The following is a 14,723-nucleotide window of genomic DNA, read 5'->3' as shown; positions in this document are numbered from 1 at the left end:
AACGAACTGACCTGGATCAGGACGCTTCTTTGATGAACTTCACGGCATCGCCAAAGGTCTGGATCGTCTCGGCCGCGTCATCGGGGATCTCGATACCGAACTCTTCCTCGAACGCCATCACCAACTCGACAGTGTCGAGGCTGTCGGCACCCAAATCGTCGATGAACGATGCATTCTCGGTCACCTTGTCCTCTTCAACGCCAAGATGTTCCACAACGATCTTTTTTACGCGGTCTGCGATGTCGCTCATTTTAAGTCCTCATTCCTTCGGGCCAGATCTGGCCCTTTTTCCGGTTCCTGGCCGCCCCATGTATCCGGGGTCGGCAGGAGTATGCCCCGAAGGGCGGCTCTGTCCCAAGACCTTACGCATATATCCGCGCCAAGACCAAGAGGTTCCGCAGGCAGTCTGAACTGCCCCCGGGTTGAATTCTGCGCACCCTTTAGCACACGCGGCACGGATGGCAAACGCTTATGCAGGTCAGGCTCAAATCATCGCCATTCCGCCGTTCACATGCAGTGTTGCGCCCGTGACATAACCCGATTCCGGTGCCGCAAGGTAAAGGACGGCGCTGGCGATCTCGGCGGGCGTGCCCATCCGACCGGCGGGAATCTGCCCCATGATTCCCGATTTCTGATCATCGGTCAGCTTGTCGGTCATCGCCGTCTGGATAAAGCCGGGCGCCACCGCGTTGACCGTGATGCCCCGGCTTGCGACCTCGTAGGCCAATGATTTCGACATGCCGATCATGCCCGCCTTGCTGGCGGCATAGTTGGCCTGCCCGGGGTTGCCGGTGGCACCGACGATGGACGAAATATTCACGATCCGGCCCCAGCGCGCCTTCATCATGCCGCGCATCACGCCCTTGCACAGCTTGAACGTCGCCGTCAGGTTCACGTCCAGCACCGATTGCCACTCGTCGTCCGACATCCGCATGAACAGGTTGTCGCGCGTGATTCCCGCGTTGTTGACCAGAATGTCGACCGATCCCATCGCCTCCGCCGCCTGCTTGGGCAGCGCATCGACGGCGGCCGGATCGCCCAGGTTGCAGGGCAGGACATGCGCACGCGCCTCAAGGTCCGCGGCCAGCGCCTCCAACGGCTCGGTCCGCGTGCCCGACAGTCCGACCGTCGCCCCCGCTGCGTGCAGCACGCGTGCGATCTCCGCGCCGATGCCGCCCGATGCGCCTGTGATCAGCGCGTTTTTCCCCGTCAAATCAAACATGTTCTCTTCCTTATGCCTCTGCCTCTGCCGCGGCTGCTGTCACCTCATCGGGGGTGCCGATGCTGCGTGTGGCCACGTCCTTGTTGATGCGCCGGACCATGCCCGACAGCGCCTTGCCGGCACCGATTTCCCAAACCTCCGTCACGCCCTGCGCCGCCATCCATTCCACGCTGGAACGCCAGCGCACCCGGCCGGTGACCTGCTCGACCAGCAAGCCGGCGATGCGCGCGGGCTCGTTGACCGCCTCCGCCAGCACGTTGGCCACCAACGGCACCTTGGGCGCGACAATCGTCACCCCCTCCAGCGCACGGGCCATTTCCTCGGCGGCGGGCTGCATCAGCGCACAGTGGAACGGGGCCGACACCGGCAGCATCAGCGCCCGCTTGGCACCGGCGGCCTTGGCCAGGTCCAGCGCCCGCTCGACGGCGGCCCGGTGGCCCGAGACGACGTTTTGCGCGGGGTCGTTTTCATTGGCGACCTGGCAGACCTCGTCGCCCTGTGCGGCCTGTGCGGCCTGTGCCGCCACGCGCTCGGCATCCTCGATCCCCAGCCCCAGCAGCGCCGCCATCGCGCCCTCGCCCACCGGTACGGCGGCCTGCATCGCGCGCCCCCTGATCCGCAGCAGCCGCGCGGTGTCGGCGACGCTCAGCGACCCGGCGGCGGCCAGCGCGGAATATTCGCCCAGCGAATGACCCGCGACAAACGCCGCCCGGTCGATCCCGACACCTTCGGCCGCCAGCGCGCGCATCGCCGCCAGCGACGTGGCCATCAGCGCCGGCTGCGCATTCTGCGTCAGGGTCAACGCCTCGATATCGCCTTCCCAGATCAGCCCGCTCAGCTTTTCGCCAAGCGCCTCGTCCACCTCGTCAAAGACCGCCCGCGCCGCCGGATAGGCCTGCGCCAGCGCCTGCCCCATGCCGATGGTCTGCGCCCCCTGACCGGGGAAAACGAATGCGATGCTCATACCTCTGCGCCTTTCACGAAATTTCTGTTCGCAATGGCTTAGCCTGCGGCGGATGATGACGCAACGGTGCTGACCTCGACCGCGCAGGCTCTGTGCGCACAACGATATTGCCCCGGCGGGCGCAATCGCTATCTGACCCACCAACCGCCCTTACCGGAGCATGACGATGTCGATGACGAATGACCACGCCCGCTACGGCACCGTGAGCAAGACCTTCCACTGGCTCACCGCCCTCCTGATCCTGACGCTTATCCCCCTTGGGCTCGTGGCGAACGCATGGCCCTATGACACCTCCGAACAGCTGGCGGTCAAGGCGCTGTTGTTCTCGGTCCACAAGACCTTTGGCGTGACGGTGTTTTTCGTGGCGCTGCTGCGCATTGCCTGGGCCATCAGCCAGCCAAAGCCGGGGCTGTTGCACGCGGACCGCAAACTTGAAAGCTGGGCGGCGGAAACGGCGCATTGGGTGCTTTATGGCTCGCTCATCGTGGTGCCCCTGTCAGGCTGGATCCATCACGCGGCGACCACCGGGTTCGCGCCGATCTGGTGGCCCTTCGGACAGTCGCTGCCCTTCATTCCCAAGGATCCCGATTTCGCGGAAATCTTTGCGGGGCTGCACGAGGTGTTCGTCTGGGTTCTGATCGTCACGCTCGCCGCTCACATCGGCGGCGCGCTCAAGCACCACGTCATCGACCGCGACGCCACGCTGCGACGCATGCTGCCGGGTCAGCCGTCCTTGCCAAAGGTCTCGGGCGATCACCCCATCGCCGCCCCCATTGTGACCGCGCTGGCCATCTGGGCCGCAGCATTGGTCGCGGGCGCATCGCTTGGCCTCTTTGCCGCCGAAACTCCGGCCACCGAAACTGCGTCACTCGACGCCGTCGCATCGCAGTGGCAGGTCGAGGACGGCAAGATCGAGATCACCGTGCAGCAGATGGGTTCGGCCGTCACAGGAAGCTTTGCCGACTGGACCGCCGCCATCGCCTTTGACGAAACCGTGACCCAGGGGCCCGCCGGATCGGTCGAGGTCACGATCGCCATCGGCTCGCTCAAGCTGGGGTCGGTCACCGATCAGGCGATGGGCGCCGATTTCTTCAACGCCGAAGCCTTTCCGACCGCCACCTTCACCGCCGACATCCTTGCCGGAGCGGAAGGCTACACCGCCGAAGGCAAACTCTCCCTCAAGGACAGCGACGTGCCCGTGTCCCTTCCCTTCACGCTCGCGATCACCGACGATACGGCCCGCATGCAGGGCAACCTGACGCTGGATCGCCGCGACTTCGGCATCGGCCAAAGCATGAAGGACGAAAGTTCGGTCGGGTTCAGTGTCGCGGTGGACGTCGCCGTGACCGCATCCAAGTCCGCCGACTGACCGCCCCGCCCCCCGCCGCTCACTCGCACGCGACGGGGGGCGACTTTGCCTCGATCCTCTCCATCACATTTCGAGCGGGCGTGCTTTCTGACCGCGTCGCGCCGTGATCCGCACACAAAAAAACCGCCGGGGACATCCCCGGCGGCGTGAACTCGCTACACATGCGAAAGGATTATTCGGCTTTCATCGCCTCGACAGACAACTCGATCTGCACTTCATCGCTGACGAAGGGGGCAAACTGGCCGACGTTGAAGTCAGAGCGCAGGACCGTCGTGGTCGCGGAGAAACCGGCCCATGGCTTCTTTTCCATCGGGTGCTCGGCCACCTGGTTCAGCACGGCATCCAGAACGACCGACTTGGTCACTTCGTTCAGTGTCAGGTCGCCGGTGATCAGCGCAGTGGTGTCGCCCGTCACCTCGATCCCGGTGGACGTGAAGGTCACCATCTCGTCTTCGCCCGCGCCAAAGAAGTCTTCGGACATGAAGTGCTCGAAACGTGCTTCCCAACCGGTCATCATCGACCGGACGGGGAAGGATACGGTCACGGACGAATTCGCCGGGTCTTCCTGGTCGAACATGATCTCGCCGTCAAAGCCCGAGAACATGCCGTAGCCGGTGGAAAAGCCGAGGTGGTTGTAATTGAACACGATTTGGCTGTGGCTTGCGTCGAGGTTGTATTTTTCGGGCGCGGCAAACGCGATGCCGGCGGTTGCAGTCAACGCTGTCGCGAGAAGAAGGGATTTCATTTTGGCGGTACTCCGTTTGATCAATATCACATAGATCAATTGGAGTATTTCGCGCTGCGGGCAATCCTGCAGTGTTCAACATCACGTGCGCGCCAGCGAACACCGTGTGGAGGGAACAAGTGCACGCGGGGCACCTGCGCCGACGTGGCTCCGCTCAGATCTTGCCGGCGCGGCGCAGGCTCTGGGTCAGTTCCTGCCGCGTCGCACATGCGGTCAGCGTCACTTCGGCGATGAAAGCGCCGTCGGCATCCCAGAAGCGGATCTGGTTGCCGCGCACCTCTGCATCCGACAAGGCATCAAAGCTGCACCGCTGCACCACGTCGCGGTGTCCGCCGACGGTGCGCACAAGGCGGATTTCGCCGCGCTCGATGTCAATTTCCGAATCCATGCCCGACGGTCTTGCACTGGCCTGCAAAAGCGCGACACCCGCCAGGCCCGCGACGACGGACATCAGCAATTTCATCAACAGCGGATCACTCTCCCAATTCGATCCCGGCGCGATCCAAAGCCCCAGAACCGACAGAACCAGCGAGGCCCCGATGACGCGCTGCACGCCCCGCAGGATCATGCGGGTGCCGTTCGCAGACCCGACCGGGTGAAGATCGATTGCCTTGGCGGCTGTTGCTGTCCGAGCGGTCATATCCTGTTCCTCCTTGGTGATGCCGACGATCTAGCGGGACAATCAAGACCAAAATGGGACAGGTCCGGGGCGGCGCCGGGGCCATATGGCGTCGTGTCGGCGACTTTCCGGGTATCACACGTACAATAAGCGGATTTCTCAAAAACTGTTGCTGCACCGCGATGGGTGCCGCCGGGCCAAGGCCTTTGGCGTCGCGCCTGCACATCGACCGGTCATGGCGTGTTCGGCGGTTGTCGTGACATACCGCGCAGAACAGACACTGGCAGTCCTGTGGGTCCCGAAGCGTCGCCCCCGGTTGAATACCTCTGCCGCACACAGCCGCAGTCAGCCCCACATGGCGCTGACCGCTTGCGCCGCGCGTCAAACCGTGTATATCGGCCATTCCTTTGCAACTCTATCCAACCGCGCAGTCTCTCGTGGCGGGGCCGCAAAGGGTCACTGGCCCCGTCTTTGAAATGCGCCTTGATATAAAACAGGAGTACGCATGCCGCTATATGAGCATGTCATGATTGCGCGTCAGGATCTGTCCAACACGCAAGCCGAAGGCCTCATCGAACATTTCGGTACCGTGCTGTCCGACAACGGCGGCAGCCTCGTGGATCACGAGTACTGGGGCGTCAAGACGATGGCCTACAAGATCAACAAGAACCGCAAGGGCCACTATGCCTTCCTGCGCTCGGATGCACCCGCACCCGCCGTTCAGGAAATGGAACGCCTGATGCGCCTGCACGACGACGTGATGCGCGTTCTGACCATCAAGGTCGACGCGCACGCCGAACTGCCGTCGGTTCAGATGCAAAAGCGCGACGAGCGCCCGGACCGTGGCGAACGCCGCGAGCGCCGTTGATCAACGCTTGATGAAAAGGACATAAACCATGGCTGCAAAACCATTTTTCCGTCGCCGCAAGGTCTGCCCCTTCTCGGGCGACAACGCACCTGCGATCGACTACAAGGACACGCGTCTGCTGCAACGCTACATCTCTGAGCGTGGCAAGATCGTCCCCTCCCGCATCACCGCCGTCTCGGCCAAGAAGCAACGCGAGTTGGCCCGTGCCATCAAGCGCGCCCGCTTCCTCGCCCTGCTGCCCTACGCCGTAAAGTAAGGAGAACATCATGCAAGTCATCCTTCTCGAACGTGTGGCCAAGCTGGGTCAAATGGGCGACGTCGTCGACGTGAAGCCGGGGTTCGCGCGCAATTTCCTGCTGCCGCAGGGCAAGGCGCTGTCGGCCTCCAAGGCCAACATCGAAGCCTTCGAAGGCCAAAAGGCCCAGCTCGAGGCGCAAAACCTCGAGACCCGGAAAGAAGCCGAGGCGCTGGCCGCCAAGCTCGACGGCCAGCAGTTCGTCGTGATTCGCTCCGCGTCGGATTCCGGTGCGCTCTATGGCTCCGTCACCACTCGTGACGCTGCCGATGTGGCCACCGAAGCCGGGTTCACGGTTGATCGCAAGCAGGTCGTCCTGCAGCCGATCAAGGAACTGGGCATTCACACGATCACCGTCGTGCTCCACCCCGAGGTCGACGCGACGGTCGAATTGAACGTCGCCCGGTCGCCCGAAGAGGCAGAGCTTCAGGCCGCGGGCAAGTCGATCCAGGAACTGGCCGCGGAAGAAGAAGCCGCAGCCGAGTTCGAGATTTCCGAACTGTTCGAGGATATCGGCTCCGCCGCGTCCGACGACGAAGACCTGGCCGAAACCGTTCAGGAGCAATCCGCGGACGAGGACGACGATTCGTCCAAGGCCTGATCGCCGGTACATTCCGAAAAACGAAAACGCCGCGCAGCCCCCTGCGCGGCGTTTTGCGTTGCGCGCCCTTCCGCGCAGGCAACGGCAACTTGCCGCGCACCGCGAAATCCGCTGTTTGCCCGGGCTGTGACCGCGTCTAACGTCCCGCCAGTTTCAACAGCGCGTGTATCCCGACATGGTCCCCTTCATCCGACGCAGCCTTCTGGCGATGCTCTTCGTGATCCCGCTTGCCGCCTGCGGCGATGCACCCCAGACGGCCCCGGCCCCCGAAATCGCCGCTGGGCCCCCGCTTCATCCCAACGAAACGCCCGAGTTGCGCCGCTTGATCAACACCTATGCCGACCTCTACGACGTACCGCGCCCGCTCGTGCACCGCCTCGCGATCCGCGAAAGCACGCACAACCCGGACGCGCGCAACGGTCCCTACTACGGTCTGTTGCAGATCCTGCCGGCCACCGCGCGGTCGATGGGCCACGACGGGTCGGCCGCCGATCTGCTGGATGCCGAGACGAACCTGAAATACGGCGTCAAATACCTGCGCGGGGCATGGCTTTTGTCCGACGGCGACTTTGCCACCGCGATCAAATGGTACGCCCGCGGCTACTACTACGAGGCCAAGCGCCGTGGCATGCTGGTCGCAACCGGTCTGCGACAGGGGTGATCGCACACATTCCTGGGTGACACCGCGCGCGACATGGCCTTTTATCCGGACATGGAAGACGTCATTCACCCCCGCGCCGTCAAGAACAGGTCATCGCGCCACGAGACCCCCATCAGGCTGGACCGGTTTGCCCAACTGGGGCCGAAATGCGTGATGGGCGCCATGTCCTACCTGTCGGAATACGCCGTGTGCAGCGATGGGACGCGCATCGGCCGCTACTGCTCTATCGCGCGCTTCGTGGAACTGGGCGCGGTGAACCACCCGACCGACTATCTCAGCACTCATCCCTTCCAGTATTCCAAACATCACTTTCGTGGCCAGCCGGAGGTTCAGGACATCAAGCGCGTCAATTTTGACCGCAAACCGGGCCCGGTCATCGGCCATGACGTGTGGATTGGGGCCAAGGCCGTGGTCCTGCGCGGCGTCACCGTGGGCCACGGTGCGGTCATCGGCGGCGGCGCGCTTGTCAATCGCGATGTGCCGCCCTACGCCATCGTCGCAGGCAGCCCCGCGCGGGTTCTGCGCTACCGCTTTGCGCCCGACATCGTGGAGCGGTTGCTGGCAGCGCGCTGGTGGGACAGGCCGCTGTCGGATATCTCCGCCCTGCCCTTCGACGATATCGAGGCCGCTCTGACGGCGTTGGAGGCGCTGCCGCCCTGCCCCAAGGACGCGCCTTGGACCCCCTGATCCGGACCATTCGAATTATCCGGGCCGGGTTCTTCCAAAAATCCGGGCGCGTCAAAGCCGTGGCGCACAAAAAAGGGGCCGCACCCTCAAGGTACGGCCCCACCGATCACCGGCCGAACGACGATCGCCTTATTCGTCTTCCAGCGCTTCGACGGCCTTCTGAAGCTCGTCTTTGCTGACCTCTTTTTCGGTCACCGTGGCCTGTTCGACCACGTGGTCCACAACCTTGTCCTCGAACAGCGGCGCGCGCAGTTGCTGTTGCATCTGCTGGTTTTGCTGCACGAATTCAAAGAACTGGCGTTCCTGACCGGGGTACTGACGCGCCTGGCTCATGATCGCCTGCGTCATCTCGGCATCGGTCACCTGAACCTCGGACTTCTGGCCCAGTTCGGCCAGCAGCAAGCCCAGACGCACGCGGCGGGTGGCCAGCGTCTTGTGCTCGTCGGTCGTCTCGATCTCTGGGTGGTCGTGGCCCTGCACGTCAGGGTTGTCCTCGTGCCACAACTGGTGCGCGATCTGGCCCGCTTCGGCCTCGACCAGGCTCGGCGGCAGATCGAAATCCACCATCTTGTCCAGCGCATCCAGCAGGTGGCGCTTCATCACGGCGCGCGCGGCACCGGCGTATTCCGCCTCCAGGCGTTCCGCGATCTGCGACTTCAGTGCGGCCAGATCCTCTGCGCCGAACTTCGTGGCCAACTCGTCGTTGATCTCGGCGGCGACGGGTTCCTTCACCTCCTTGATCGTACAGTCGAACACGGCTTCCTTGCCGGCCAGATGCGGCGCCTGGTAATCCTCGGGGAAGGACACGGTCACGGCCGTCTCGTCGCCCGCCTTCACGCCCACCAGCTGCTCTTCGAAGCCGGGAATGAAGGAATTGGAGCCCAGAACCAGCGGATAATCCTCGGCCGCGCCGCCTTCGAACGCCTCTCCGTCGACCTTGCCGACGAAATCCATCACGATCTGATCGCCGTCCTTGGCCTTGGACCCTTTCTTGCGGGCTTTGAAATCCTGCGCGCTCTCGGCCAGGTTCGCCAGGGCTTCGTCCACGGCCGCATCCTCGGCCTTCACGACCATCCGCTCCAGCGTGATCGTGCTCAGGTCCAGTTCGGGGATCTCGGGCAGCGCCTCATAGGACATCTCGACCTGAACGTCGTCGCCTTCCTTCCAGTCCTCGTTGGTCATCTTGACCTCGGGCTGCATCGCGGGGCGGTCGCCTGACTTCTCGAAATGCTCGTTCATCGCGCCGTCGATGCTTTCCTGCATCGCCTCGCCCATGACCTTCTGACCGAACTGCTTTTTCAGCAGCGCCATCGGCACCTTGCCCTTGCGAAAGCCCTTCATTTCGACTTCAGGCTGCGCTTCGGCCAGCTTTTCGTTGACCTTCGCCTCCAGCTCGCCGGCGGTGACGGTAATGGCGTAGCCGCGTTTCAGACCTTCGTTCAGCGTCTCGGTGACCTGCATGTGTGCTCCATAGGATAAGGCGCGCCGGATGGGCGCGGGCGTAAAATTTCCGCCCTTCTATGTGCCCCGCGACCAAGGCGCAAGGGGGTCGCGACTGGGAAGTGAAGCCGGACACCACCGCAGGCCCACAGGCGGGATCGGCATGCACCGGCCACGCCCGCGCCGCTATTCGAGATACCGCATCACGGCGCTGTTCATTTCAAGCAACAGGTGATTGCTGAGATTGGCCAGCCTGACCCTGTCGATATCCGACTGGTCGGGAGTGTCGAGACTGCGCCGCAGCAACACCAGGAAATCCTGCCACACCTTGTCGGCCTTGCCCAACTGCCGCGTGACCTGCGCCTTCGGCGGCGGCAAGATACCGCGCTCCGGCGCTCCGGTCATCAAGTCGCGCATCGATGTCTCGAACAGCACTATGCTCTCCTCGAGCGCGGCCCGGGTGGAGACGGGATCGATATCCAGCATCAGCAAACACAGATCCTTGGACATCTTTTGCGACAACATCCTCTGGCGGCCCGCGATGCTGACCGTGACGGCAAAATCCGCCGCGTCCTCGCCACTGCCGGAATGAACGCGCCGCACCTCGACCATCATGGCTTCAAGGCGCGTCAACACCGTCATGTTCAGTTCGATCAACTGGCGCATCGGAACGGAATGCAGGTCATGCGCCGCGATCTGCAGAACGGCAGGGCCCAGCGTTGCCCACAGCGCGTCCACCTCTGTCAACGCGTCTAGCACGGCCGGGTCCGTTTCCGGCAACAGACGCAGGTTTTCATCGCCGCTCCGCAGCGCGGCCAGGGTCGAGCCAAAGCGTTGCACCGTCGCAACCGCCTTGCCGGCGAAGCGGTCGCCGTCGATCCCCGCCATCACGAAACAGGCATCCCGTGCCATCTGCTGCGACAGCATTCTTTGACGGGCCGCCAGATTGATGTGGTTCTTGGCATTCTCGGCGGCGTCCGGCGCCCCCGACACGGCCGAAGATGGCCATGCGCCCGCCAAAAGCAATGCCAGGCAGGCATGTGCCACGCCGATCCGCCAAAAGCGCGCGAACAACGCCAAAGGCCACGGGCGCGGCAGCCGACCACCCGTCAAAACGCCCGTCAGTCGGACTGCAAGAAATATCGACATATCCGGCCCCTGCCCTCGCTTTGCGCCCTGCTGGGCCAGAGCTAAGGCAGCTGTCTTAACATGACGTTATCAGCGCCCTTTGCGCCGGCCCGTTGGCGCCGTGCGGAGCACGCCGCGCCACCGGCACGACAAACGGTCCGGGCCACCGGATGACACCGATCAACCGCCAAAGCGTCGATTCGCGGTATGTCCTGACACCGCCCGCACTGGACGGATGCAACCGCAGAAAGGAAACCTCATGGAAGACGTGGAGCGACTGCTGAAAGGCACGGTGGAGGAGTTGGACCGCCTGCTGAACGCCAAGAACGTGTTGGGCGATCCGATCGAAAAGCGCGGATCCACCGTGATCCCGATCGTCAGCTACGGCTTCGGCTTTGGCGCGGGCGGATCGACCGGGGGCAAATCCGGCTCCGGCAGCGGCACGGGCGGCGGTGGCGGGATCAAACCGCTGGGCGCCATCATCTTTGACGACAAGGGCGCCCGCGTCGAGGCGGTCAAGGGCGCGATCACCAGTCTGGCGGAAGTGCTGGGCGAAACCGCCGCCCGCGCCGTCGGATCGGCGACCGCCGGGCGCCCCGGCACCGGCGAGCCCGAAAAGGAAGGCTGACATGGGCGTGGGCCTTGTCTGGACCGGTCTGTGGGTGATCCTTGCGGGGCTCGCCGCGGCAGTCGTTCTGGCGCTGATCCTGCGGTGGGGCGCGGCCTGTCGACTGAGCACCGCGCCGCGGTGGGTGGCACAGGTGCACCTGGCCCCGACCGCCCTGGGCTGGCCACGTTTGCGCCTCTATGACAGCACCAGGCGCCGGTCGCGCAAGCCTCAGGGATCACGGCCGGCGCACCGGTCTGCGATTCCGCGGCCGCCCGCCGGCCTGCCGCGCGCCCTGCGCCGCGAAGGCGCGGCCCTGATGCGCGTTTTCCGGATCGACGATCTGACGGTCAAGGGCCGCTTCGGCACGGGCGATCCGGCGGATACCGGTGCAGCCTATGGCATGCTGTGCCCGCTGCTCTACGGGCTGCGGCTTCCGATCTCGTCAGACATCGCGGTCGAACCCGACTTCACCCGTGCCGTCTGCGACGCGCAGGCCGAGCTTCGCGTGTCGTTCGTCCCGCTGCGCCTTGTCGGTCCTCTGGCGCGCCTGGCCTGGCGCATGTTTGGCCCCAGACCATGACGGACCCCACCTGCGACGGCAAAACCGGCTACGTTCTCGATGCTCCGCTCAAGGTCGGCGGCACGGTTCTGGCCGCCGTCTGCACCCGCAGCGCCCACGCCCGGCGGATAAGCGGCATGACCGTGGCGCGCGGACACAAGGCGCCTGTCGCGTTTTTGTTCCTGTCGCGGGACCGGCTGCACGCCACCACGCCACAGGGCGACCCGATCAGCCTGGATCAGCTGGAGCGGATGCATCCGGGCGTCGTGGCAAGGTTCCGCAACGCCGCGCGCGGCTTTGACCCAGGTCAGGCGACCTGAGCCCGCCGCAGGACGGCCCGGCCAGCCAACTGGGTCGAGATCGTGGTGCGGGTGAAGGGACTCGAACCCCCACGCCTTGCGGCGCCAGAACCTAAATCTGGTGCGTCTACCAATTCCGCCACACCCGCATCCTCCGCACGCATCAGGTGATCCGCGCGACTGGCGTGGTGCTATCAAAGCTGGCCCCCCGTGGCGAGAGCAAAAAATGCAAGACATTAACCCTTTCTTGCCATAGTCTGCTGCTAACCTAGAGGCAGGTTAGACAAGAAAGAGACGCCCATGAAACCGAATACGGTCGGGCGCGTTGGCGGGCAAATTCCGCAGACGGGCCAATACACGCGCTATGTCGATCTCGATACGGGATTGATCAAGGGCACCACACTGCTCACCCTGGATGGCGAAATTCCGGTGGAATTCCTGTCGCAGGGCGACAAGGTGATCACGCGCGACAGCGGTATCGCAAAAGTCGACCACATCCAGACCGTCACACGCCGGATGCGCACCATCGCGCTGGCCGCCGGATCGCTGGGGCACACCCGGCCCGAACGCGACGCGCTTCTGGCGGGCGACCAGATGGTGCTGATCCGCGACTGGCGGGCGCAGGCACTGTTCAGCTCCGATCGCGCGCTGGTGGCGGCACGGGCGCTGGTGGACGGCGAATTCATCACCGACCTCGGCGTGCAGGACCAGACATTGTTCCAGATCTTCTGCGACGGGCCGCATATCCTGTATGCGGACGGCCTCGAATTGGCGACGGCGGATGGCGCGCGGGCCCGCGGGGCCGTGCTTCACGCCGCCTAAAGCCCGATCCCGCGCAACACCTTCGGCAATTCCTCGGTCAGATCCTCGGCGATCAGGCCGGGGCCGAAACTGCGCGCGGCCTCGACATGCAGCCAGGCCGCCGCTTCGACCACGTTGAACAGATCGCCCGCCAAGCCGGAGGCGGAAAGCCCCGCAATCAACCCTGCCAGCACGTCGCCCGCCCCGGCTGTCGCCAGCCACGGCGCCGCACGGTCATAGGCGGCAGCATGGAGGCTTGCGCCGCCGCCGGGACGCGCGATCACGGTGTCCGCGCCTTTCAGCAAGATCACGCATCCCGCCCGGTCCGCCGCCGCGCGCACCGCGTCGATCTTGGACATCGCACCGCGCCGCGATGGGGCAAGATCCGGAAAGAGCCGCGCGAATTCGCCGTCATGCGGGGTCAGGACGCAGCGCGCATGGGTCCACTCGAACAGCGACTTCGGATCCGCGGCGAAACTGCTCAAGCCATCGGCGTCCAGCACCACCACCGGATCGCGCCAATCCCGGTCCCCGGCGCGGCGCGCCAACACGGACCGCACGAACCCGCGCGTCCGCTCCGACACCCCCATTCCGGGACCGATCACAAAGCCCGTCACGCGGTCGTCGGCCACATCGCCCAAATGCTCCGGGCCGCGCACCGCACGCAGCATGACGGCGTCAAGCCGGCAAGCATTTTCCTGCAGCGCCGCAGGTGGGCAGACCAGCGTGACCAGCCCCGCGCCCACGCGCAGCGCCGCGCGCGCCGCCATCCGCCCAGCCCCGCCGCGCCCCACGCCGCCGGCAAAGACCACCACATGCCCGTGATCGTATTTGTGCCCCGCATGACGCGCCTTGGCGATCAGCGCGCCGGGCCAGATCCGTCCCGGTAACGGACGGCCCATGTGGACCGGCTCCACCAGCCGCACGCGGTCGGCGTCGGGTGGCACGCCGATCATCCCCCGTTCCAGCGCATCGCCGCCAAGACCGATATCGACGACCTTGAGCACACCGCATAGCGCAGGCCCCTGCCCAAGGTAATGTCCCGGCTTGGGGCTGTGGAATGTCACCGTCAGGTCGGCCATGCTCACTGTCGCCGGCCAGCGCCCGAAATCAGGATCGACCGGGCCGCCGCCCCTTTGGACCATGCCGGTATCGAGGTTTAGCCCGGACGGACAATCCACCGCCACCCGCCGGATCGCCGGCAGGTTGGCGGCGCGACCGTCACCGCCCGCCGCAAGCGCCTTGTCCACCTCAGGCGGCACAGGCCGCGTCAGGCCGATCCCGAAGACCGCATCGACGATCAGATCCGGGCGGGGGGCGCGCTGCACGTTCGCGGCGACCAACAGCGACACAGGGTTCTCGGCCGCCCAGCGGTCGTGGTTTGCCCTGGCATCCGGGGGCAACCTGGCCGGATCGCCGTAAAGGAACGTATCGACGGCCCACCCCCGTGCCTTGAGCATGCGCGCGATGACAAAGCCGTCGCCGCCGTTGTTGCCCGGCCCGCACAGCACCATCGCGCGCCGGCGGCTCTGCGCCACATCGGCCGCCGCGCCCTCTTCAGTGTCGGCGCTCAGTGGGGCCGCCAACTCGGGCCACTGTGCGAAAATCGCATCCACCACGCCCTGCCCGGCCCGCTCCATCAACGCCAGCCCGGTGACCGCACCCGACTCGATTTCGGCGCGCTCCAGCGCACGCATCTGCGCGGCAGTCAGAAGTTCGGTCATCGGATCCCCCACAACGTTTTCATTTCGCCGCTTTTTTAATCATGTCGCCCAAGTTTTGCGCGTCAGGATTTCATTTTCTCTGCCCGGTCGGGACAACGCGCCCGGCCCCGGTGGACCCGTCCCCGCCAAAG

At 64.9% G+C, this 14,723-nt stretch carries 18 protein-coding genes and 1 tRNA gene; 10 read left to right on the top strand and 9 right to left on the bottom strand.

The genetic code is table 11. The annotated features are described in order from the left end of the window. Positions 1-16 precede the first annotated feature (16 nt). From FDT80_RS01505 to fabD, 3 genes are all read right to left on the bottom strand, one after another. The gene (locus tag FDT80_RS01505) at positions 17-250 is read right to left on the bottom strand and encodes an acyl carrier protein (RefSeq protein ID WP_111735012.1); all 234 of its coding nucleotides are present in this window, start codon (positions 248-250) and stop codon (positions 17-19) included. 234 nt (positions 251-484) lie between these two features. After that, complete coding sequence (fabG, locus tag FDT80_RS01500; RefSeq protein WP_138660472.1) at positions 485-1,222, bottom strand: 3-oxoacyl-[acyl-carrier-protein] reductase; 738 nt, start codon at positions 1,220-1,222, stop codon at positions 485-487. A gap of 10 nt (positions 1,223-1,232) precedes the next feature. Next, a complete protein-coding gene (gene fabD, locus FDT80_RS01495) occupies positions 1,233-2,186 on the bottom strand; it encodes an ACP S-malonyltransferase (RefSeq protein ID WP_138660471.1) in 954 nt (317 codons plus the stop codon). A 166-nt stretch (positions 2,187-2,352) separates the two neighbouring features. Between fabD and FDT80_RS01490 the strand changes: the two genes are divergently transcribed. Next, positions 2,353-3,555, top strand: a complete 1,203-nt coding sequence (locus FDT80_RS01490; protein WP_138660470.1) for a cytochrome b/b6 domain-containing protein — start codon at positions 2,353-2,355, stop codon at positions 3,553-3,555. A 172-nt stretch (positions 3,556-3,727) separates the two neighbouring features. Here FDT80_RS01490 and FDT80_RS01485 read toward each other — a convergent pair whose 3' ends face one another. After that, positions 3,728-4,300, bottom strand: a complete 573-nt coding sequence (locus FDT80_RS01485) for a YceI family protein (RefSeq protein WP_138660469.1) — start codon at positions 4,298-4,300, stop codon at positions 3,728-3,730. 154 nt (positions 4,301-4,454) lie between these two features. Then, positions 4,455-4,940, bottom strand: coding sequence for a hypothetical protein (locus FDT80_RS01480; protein WP_138660468.1), 486 nt, complete (start codon positions 4,938-4,940; stop codon positions 4,455-4,457). A gap of 484 nt (positions 4,941-5,424) precedes the next feature. Here FDT80_RS01480 and rpsF point away from each other — a divergent pair, with 484 nt between their 5' ends. From rpsF to FDT80_RS19150, 5 genes are all read left to right on the top strand, one after another. Then, entirely contained in the window at positions 5,425-5,787 is a 363-nt protein-coding gene (rpsF, locus tag FDT80_RS01475) for a 30S ribosomal protein S6 (RefSeq protein ID WP_138660467.1), read from the top strand. 28 nt (positions 5,788-5,815) lie between these two features. Further along, the gene (gene rpsR / locus FDT80_RS01470) at positions 5,816-6,043 is read left to right on the top strand and encodes a 30S ribosomal protein S18 (protein WP_005852865.1); all 228 of its coding nucleotides are present in this window, start codon (positions 5,816-5,818) and stop codon (positions 6,041-6,043) included. Between the two features lie 10 nt (positions 6,044-6,053). Further along, positions 6,054-6,683, top strand: coding sequence for a 50S ribosomal protein L9 (gene rplI, locus FDT80_RS01465; protein WP_138660466.1), 630 nt, complete (start codon positions 6,054-6,056; stop codon positions 6,681-6,683). A gap of 175 nt (positions 6,684-6,858) precedes the next feature. Further along, the gene (locus FDT80_RS01460) at positions 6,859-7,344 is read left to right on the top strand and encodes a transglycosylase SLT domain-containing protein (protein WP_246039797.1); all 486 of its coding nucleotides are present in this window, start codon (positions 6,859-6,861) and stop codon (positions 7,342-7,344) included. 33 nt (positions 7,345-7,377) lie between these two features. Next, positions 7,378-8,031 (top strand): CatB-related O-acetyltransferase, encoded by a 654-nt coding sequence (locus FDT80_RS19150; protein ID WP_138660465.1) that lies wholly within the window; start codon positions 7,378-7,380, stop codon positions 8,029-8,031. 129 nt (positions 8,032-8,160) lie between these two features. Here FDT80_RS19150 and tig read toward each other — a convergent pair whose 3' ends face one another. Then, positions 8,161-9,492: a trigger factor gene (gene tig / locus FDT80_RS01450; RefSeq protein ID WP_138660464.1), complete on the bottom strand. Its 1,332-nt coding sequence runs from the start codon at positions 9,490-9,492 to the stop codon at positions 8,161-8,163. A 165-nt stretch (positions 9,493-9,657) separates the two neighbouring features. Next, the gene (locus FDT80_RS01445) at positions 9,658-10,518 is read right to left on the bottom strand and encodes a type IV pili methyl-accepting chemotaxis transducer N-terminal domain-containing protein (RefSeq protein WP_170311757.1); all 861 of its coding nucleotides are present in this window, start codon (positions 10,516-10,518) and stop codon (positions 9,658-9,660) included. Positions 10,519-10,858: 340 nt separating this feature from the next. Here FDT80_RS01445 and FDT80_RS01440 point away from each other — a divergent pair, with 340 nt between their 5' ends. Genes FDT80_RS01440 through FDT80_RS01430 form a run of 3 tightly spaced genes read left to right on the top strand, consistent with a single transcriptional unit; the run spans position 10,859 to position 12,088 of the window. Continuing rightward, positions 10,859-11,227, top strand: coding sequence for a spore germination protein GerW family protein (locus FDT80_RS01440; protein WP_138660462.1), 369 nt, complete (start codon positions 10,859-10,861; stop codon positions 11,225-11,227). A 1-nt stretch (position 11,228) separates the two neighbouring features. Further along, on the top strand, positions 11,229-11,789 hold the full coding sequence (locus FDT80_RS01435) for a DUF2953 domain-containing protein (RefSeq protein ID WP_138660461.1): 561 nt from the start codon (positions 11,229-11,231) through the stop codon (positions 11,787-11,789). Next, positions 11,786-12,088, top strand: a complete 303-nt coding sequence (locus FDT80_RS01430) for a hypothetical protein (protein ID WP_138660460.1) — start codon at positions 11,786-11,788, stop codon at positions 12,086-12,088. The genes FDT80_RS01435 and FDT80_RS01430 overlap by 4 nt, the downstream gene beginning before the upstream one ends. Positions 12,089-12,131: 43 nt before the next feature. Here FDT80_RS01430 and FDT80_RS01425 read toward each other — a convergent pair. Beyond that, positions 12,132-12,216, bottom strand: a tRNA-Leu gene (locus tag FDT80_RS01425). 151 nt (positions 12,217-12,367) lie between these two features. Between FDT80_RS01425 and FDT80_RS01420 the strand changes: the two genes are divergently transcribed. Continuing rightward, on the top strand, positions 12,368-12,889 hold the full coding sequence (locus FDT80_RS01420; protein ID WP_138660459.1) for a Hint domain-containing protein: 522 nt from the start codon (positions 12,368-12,370) through the stop codon (positions 12,887-12,889). Here FDT80_RS01420 and FDT80_RS01415 read toward each other — a convergent pair. Continuing rightward, on the bottom strand, positions 12,886-14,592 hold the full coding sequence (locus FDT80_RS01415; RefSeq protein ID WP_138660458.1) for an NAD(P)H-hydrate dehydratase: 1,707 nt from the start codon (positions 14,590-14,592) through the stop codon (positions 12,886-12,888). The genes FDT80_RS01420 and FDT80_RS01415 overlap by 4 nt on opposite strands. Positions 14,593-14,723 lie beyond the last annotated feature (131 nt).

The sequence above is a fragment of the Sulfitobacter sabulilitoris genome, from assembly GCF_005887615.1.
Classification (GTDB): domain Bacteria; phylum Pseudomonadota; class Alphaproteobacteria; order Rhodobacterales; family Rhodobacteraceae; genus Sulfitobacter_E; species Sulfitobacter_E sabulilitoris.
Note: the sequence above shows the minus strand (reverse complement) of the source record. Positions and strands in the feature narration are given on the sequence as shown.

Coding starts and splice junctions, on each gene's coding strand:
- FDT80_RS01505 (WP_111735012.1), bottom strand. CDS start 250: ATGAGCGACATCGCAGACCGCGTAAAAAAGATCGTTGTGGAACATCTT.
- FDT80_RS19150 (WP_138660465.1), top strand. CDS start 7,378: ATGGCCTTTTATCCGGACATGGAAGACGTCATTCACCCCCGCGCCGTC.
- FDT80_RS01415 (WP_138660458.1), bottom strand. CDS start 14,592: ATGACCGAACTTCTGACTGCCGCGCAGATGCGTGCGCTGGAGCGCGCC.
- FDT80_RS01460 (WP_246039797.1), top strand. CDS start 6,859: ATGGTCCCCTTCATCCGACGCAGCCTTCTGGCGATGCTCTTCGTGATC.
- FDT80_RS01480 (WP_138660468.1), bottom strand. CDS start 4,940: ATGACCGCTCGGACAGCAACAGCCGCCAAGGCAATCGATCTTCACCCG.
- FDT80_RS01430 (WP_138660460.1), top strand. CDS start 11,786: ATGACGGACCCCACCTGCGACGGCAAAACCGGCTACGTTCTCGATGCT.
- FDT80_RS01485 (WP_138660469.1), bottom strand. CDS start 4,300: ATGAAATCCCTTCTTCTCGCGACAGCGTTGACTGCAACCGCCGGCATC.
- tig (WP_138660464.1), bottom strand. CDS start 9,492: ATGCAGGTCACCGAGACGCTGAACGAAGGTCTGAAACGCGGCTACGCC.
- FDT80_RS01440 (WP_138660462.1), top strand. CDS start 10,859: ATGGAAGACGTGGAGCGACTGCTGAAAGGCACGGTGGAGGAGTTGGAC.
- FDT80_RS01490 (WP_138660470.1), top strand. CDS start 2,353: ATGTCGATGACGAATGACCACGCCCGCTACGGCACCGTGAGCAAGACC.
- rplI (WP_138660466.1), top strand. CDS start 6,054: ATGCAAGTCATCCTTCTCGAACGTGTGGCCAAGCTGGGTCAAATGGGC.
- FDT80_RS01435 (WP_138660461.1), top strand. CDS start 11,229: ATGGGCGTGGGCCTTGTCTGGACCGGTCTGTGGGTGATCCTTGCGGGG.
- rpsF (WP_138660467.1), top strand. CDS start 5,425: ATGCCGCTATATGAGCATGTCATGATTGCGCGTCAGGATCTGTCCAAC.
- rpsR (WP_005852865.1), top strand. CDS start 5,816: ATGGCTGCAAAACCATTTTTCCGTCGCCGCAAGGTCTGCCCCTTCTCG.
- fabD (WP_138660471.1), bottom strand. CDS start 2,186: ATGAGCATCGCATTCGTTTTCCCCGGTCAGGGGGCGCAGACCATCGGC.
- FDT80_RS01420 (WP_138660459.1), top strand. CDS start 12,368: ATGAAACCGAATACGGTCGGGCGCGTTGGCGGGCAAATTCCGCAGACG.
- fabG (WP_138660472.1), bottom strand. CDS start 1,222: ATGTTTGATTTGACGGGGAAAAACGCGCTGATCACAGGCGCATCGGGC.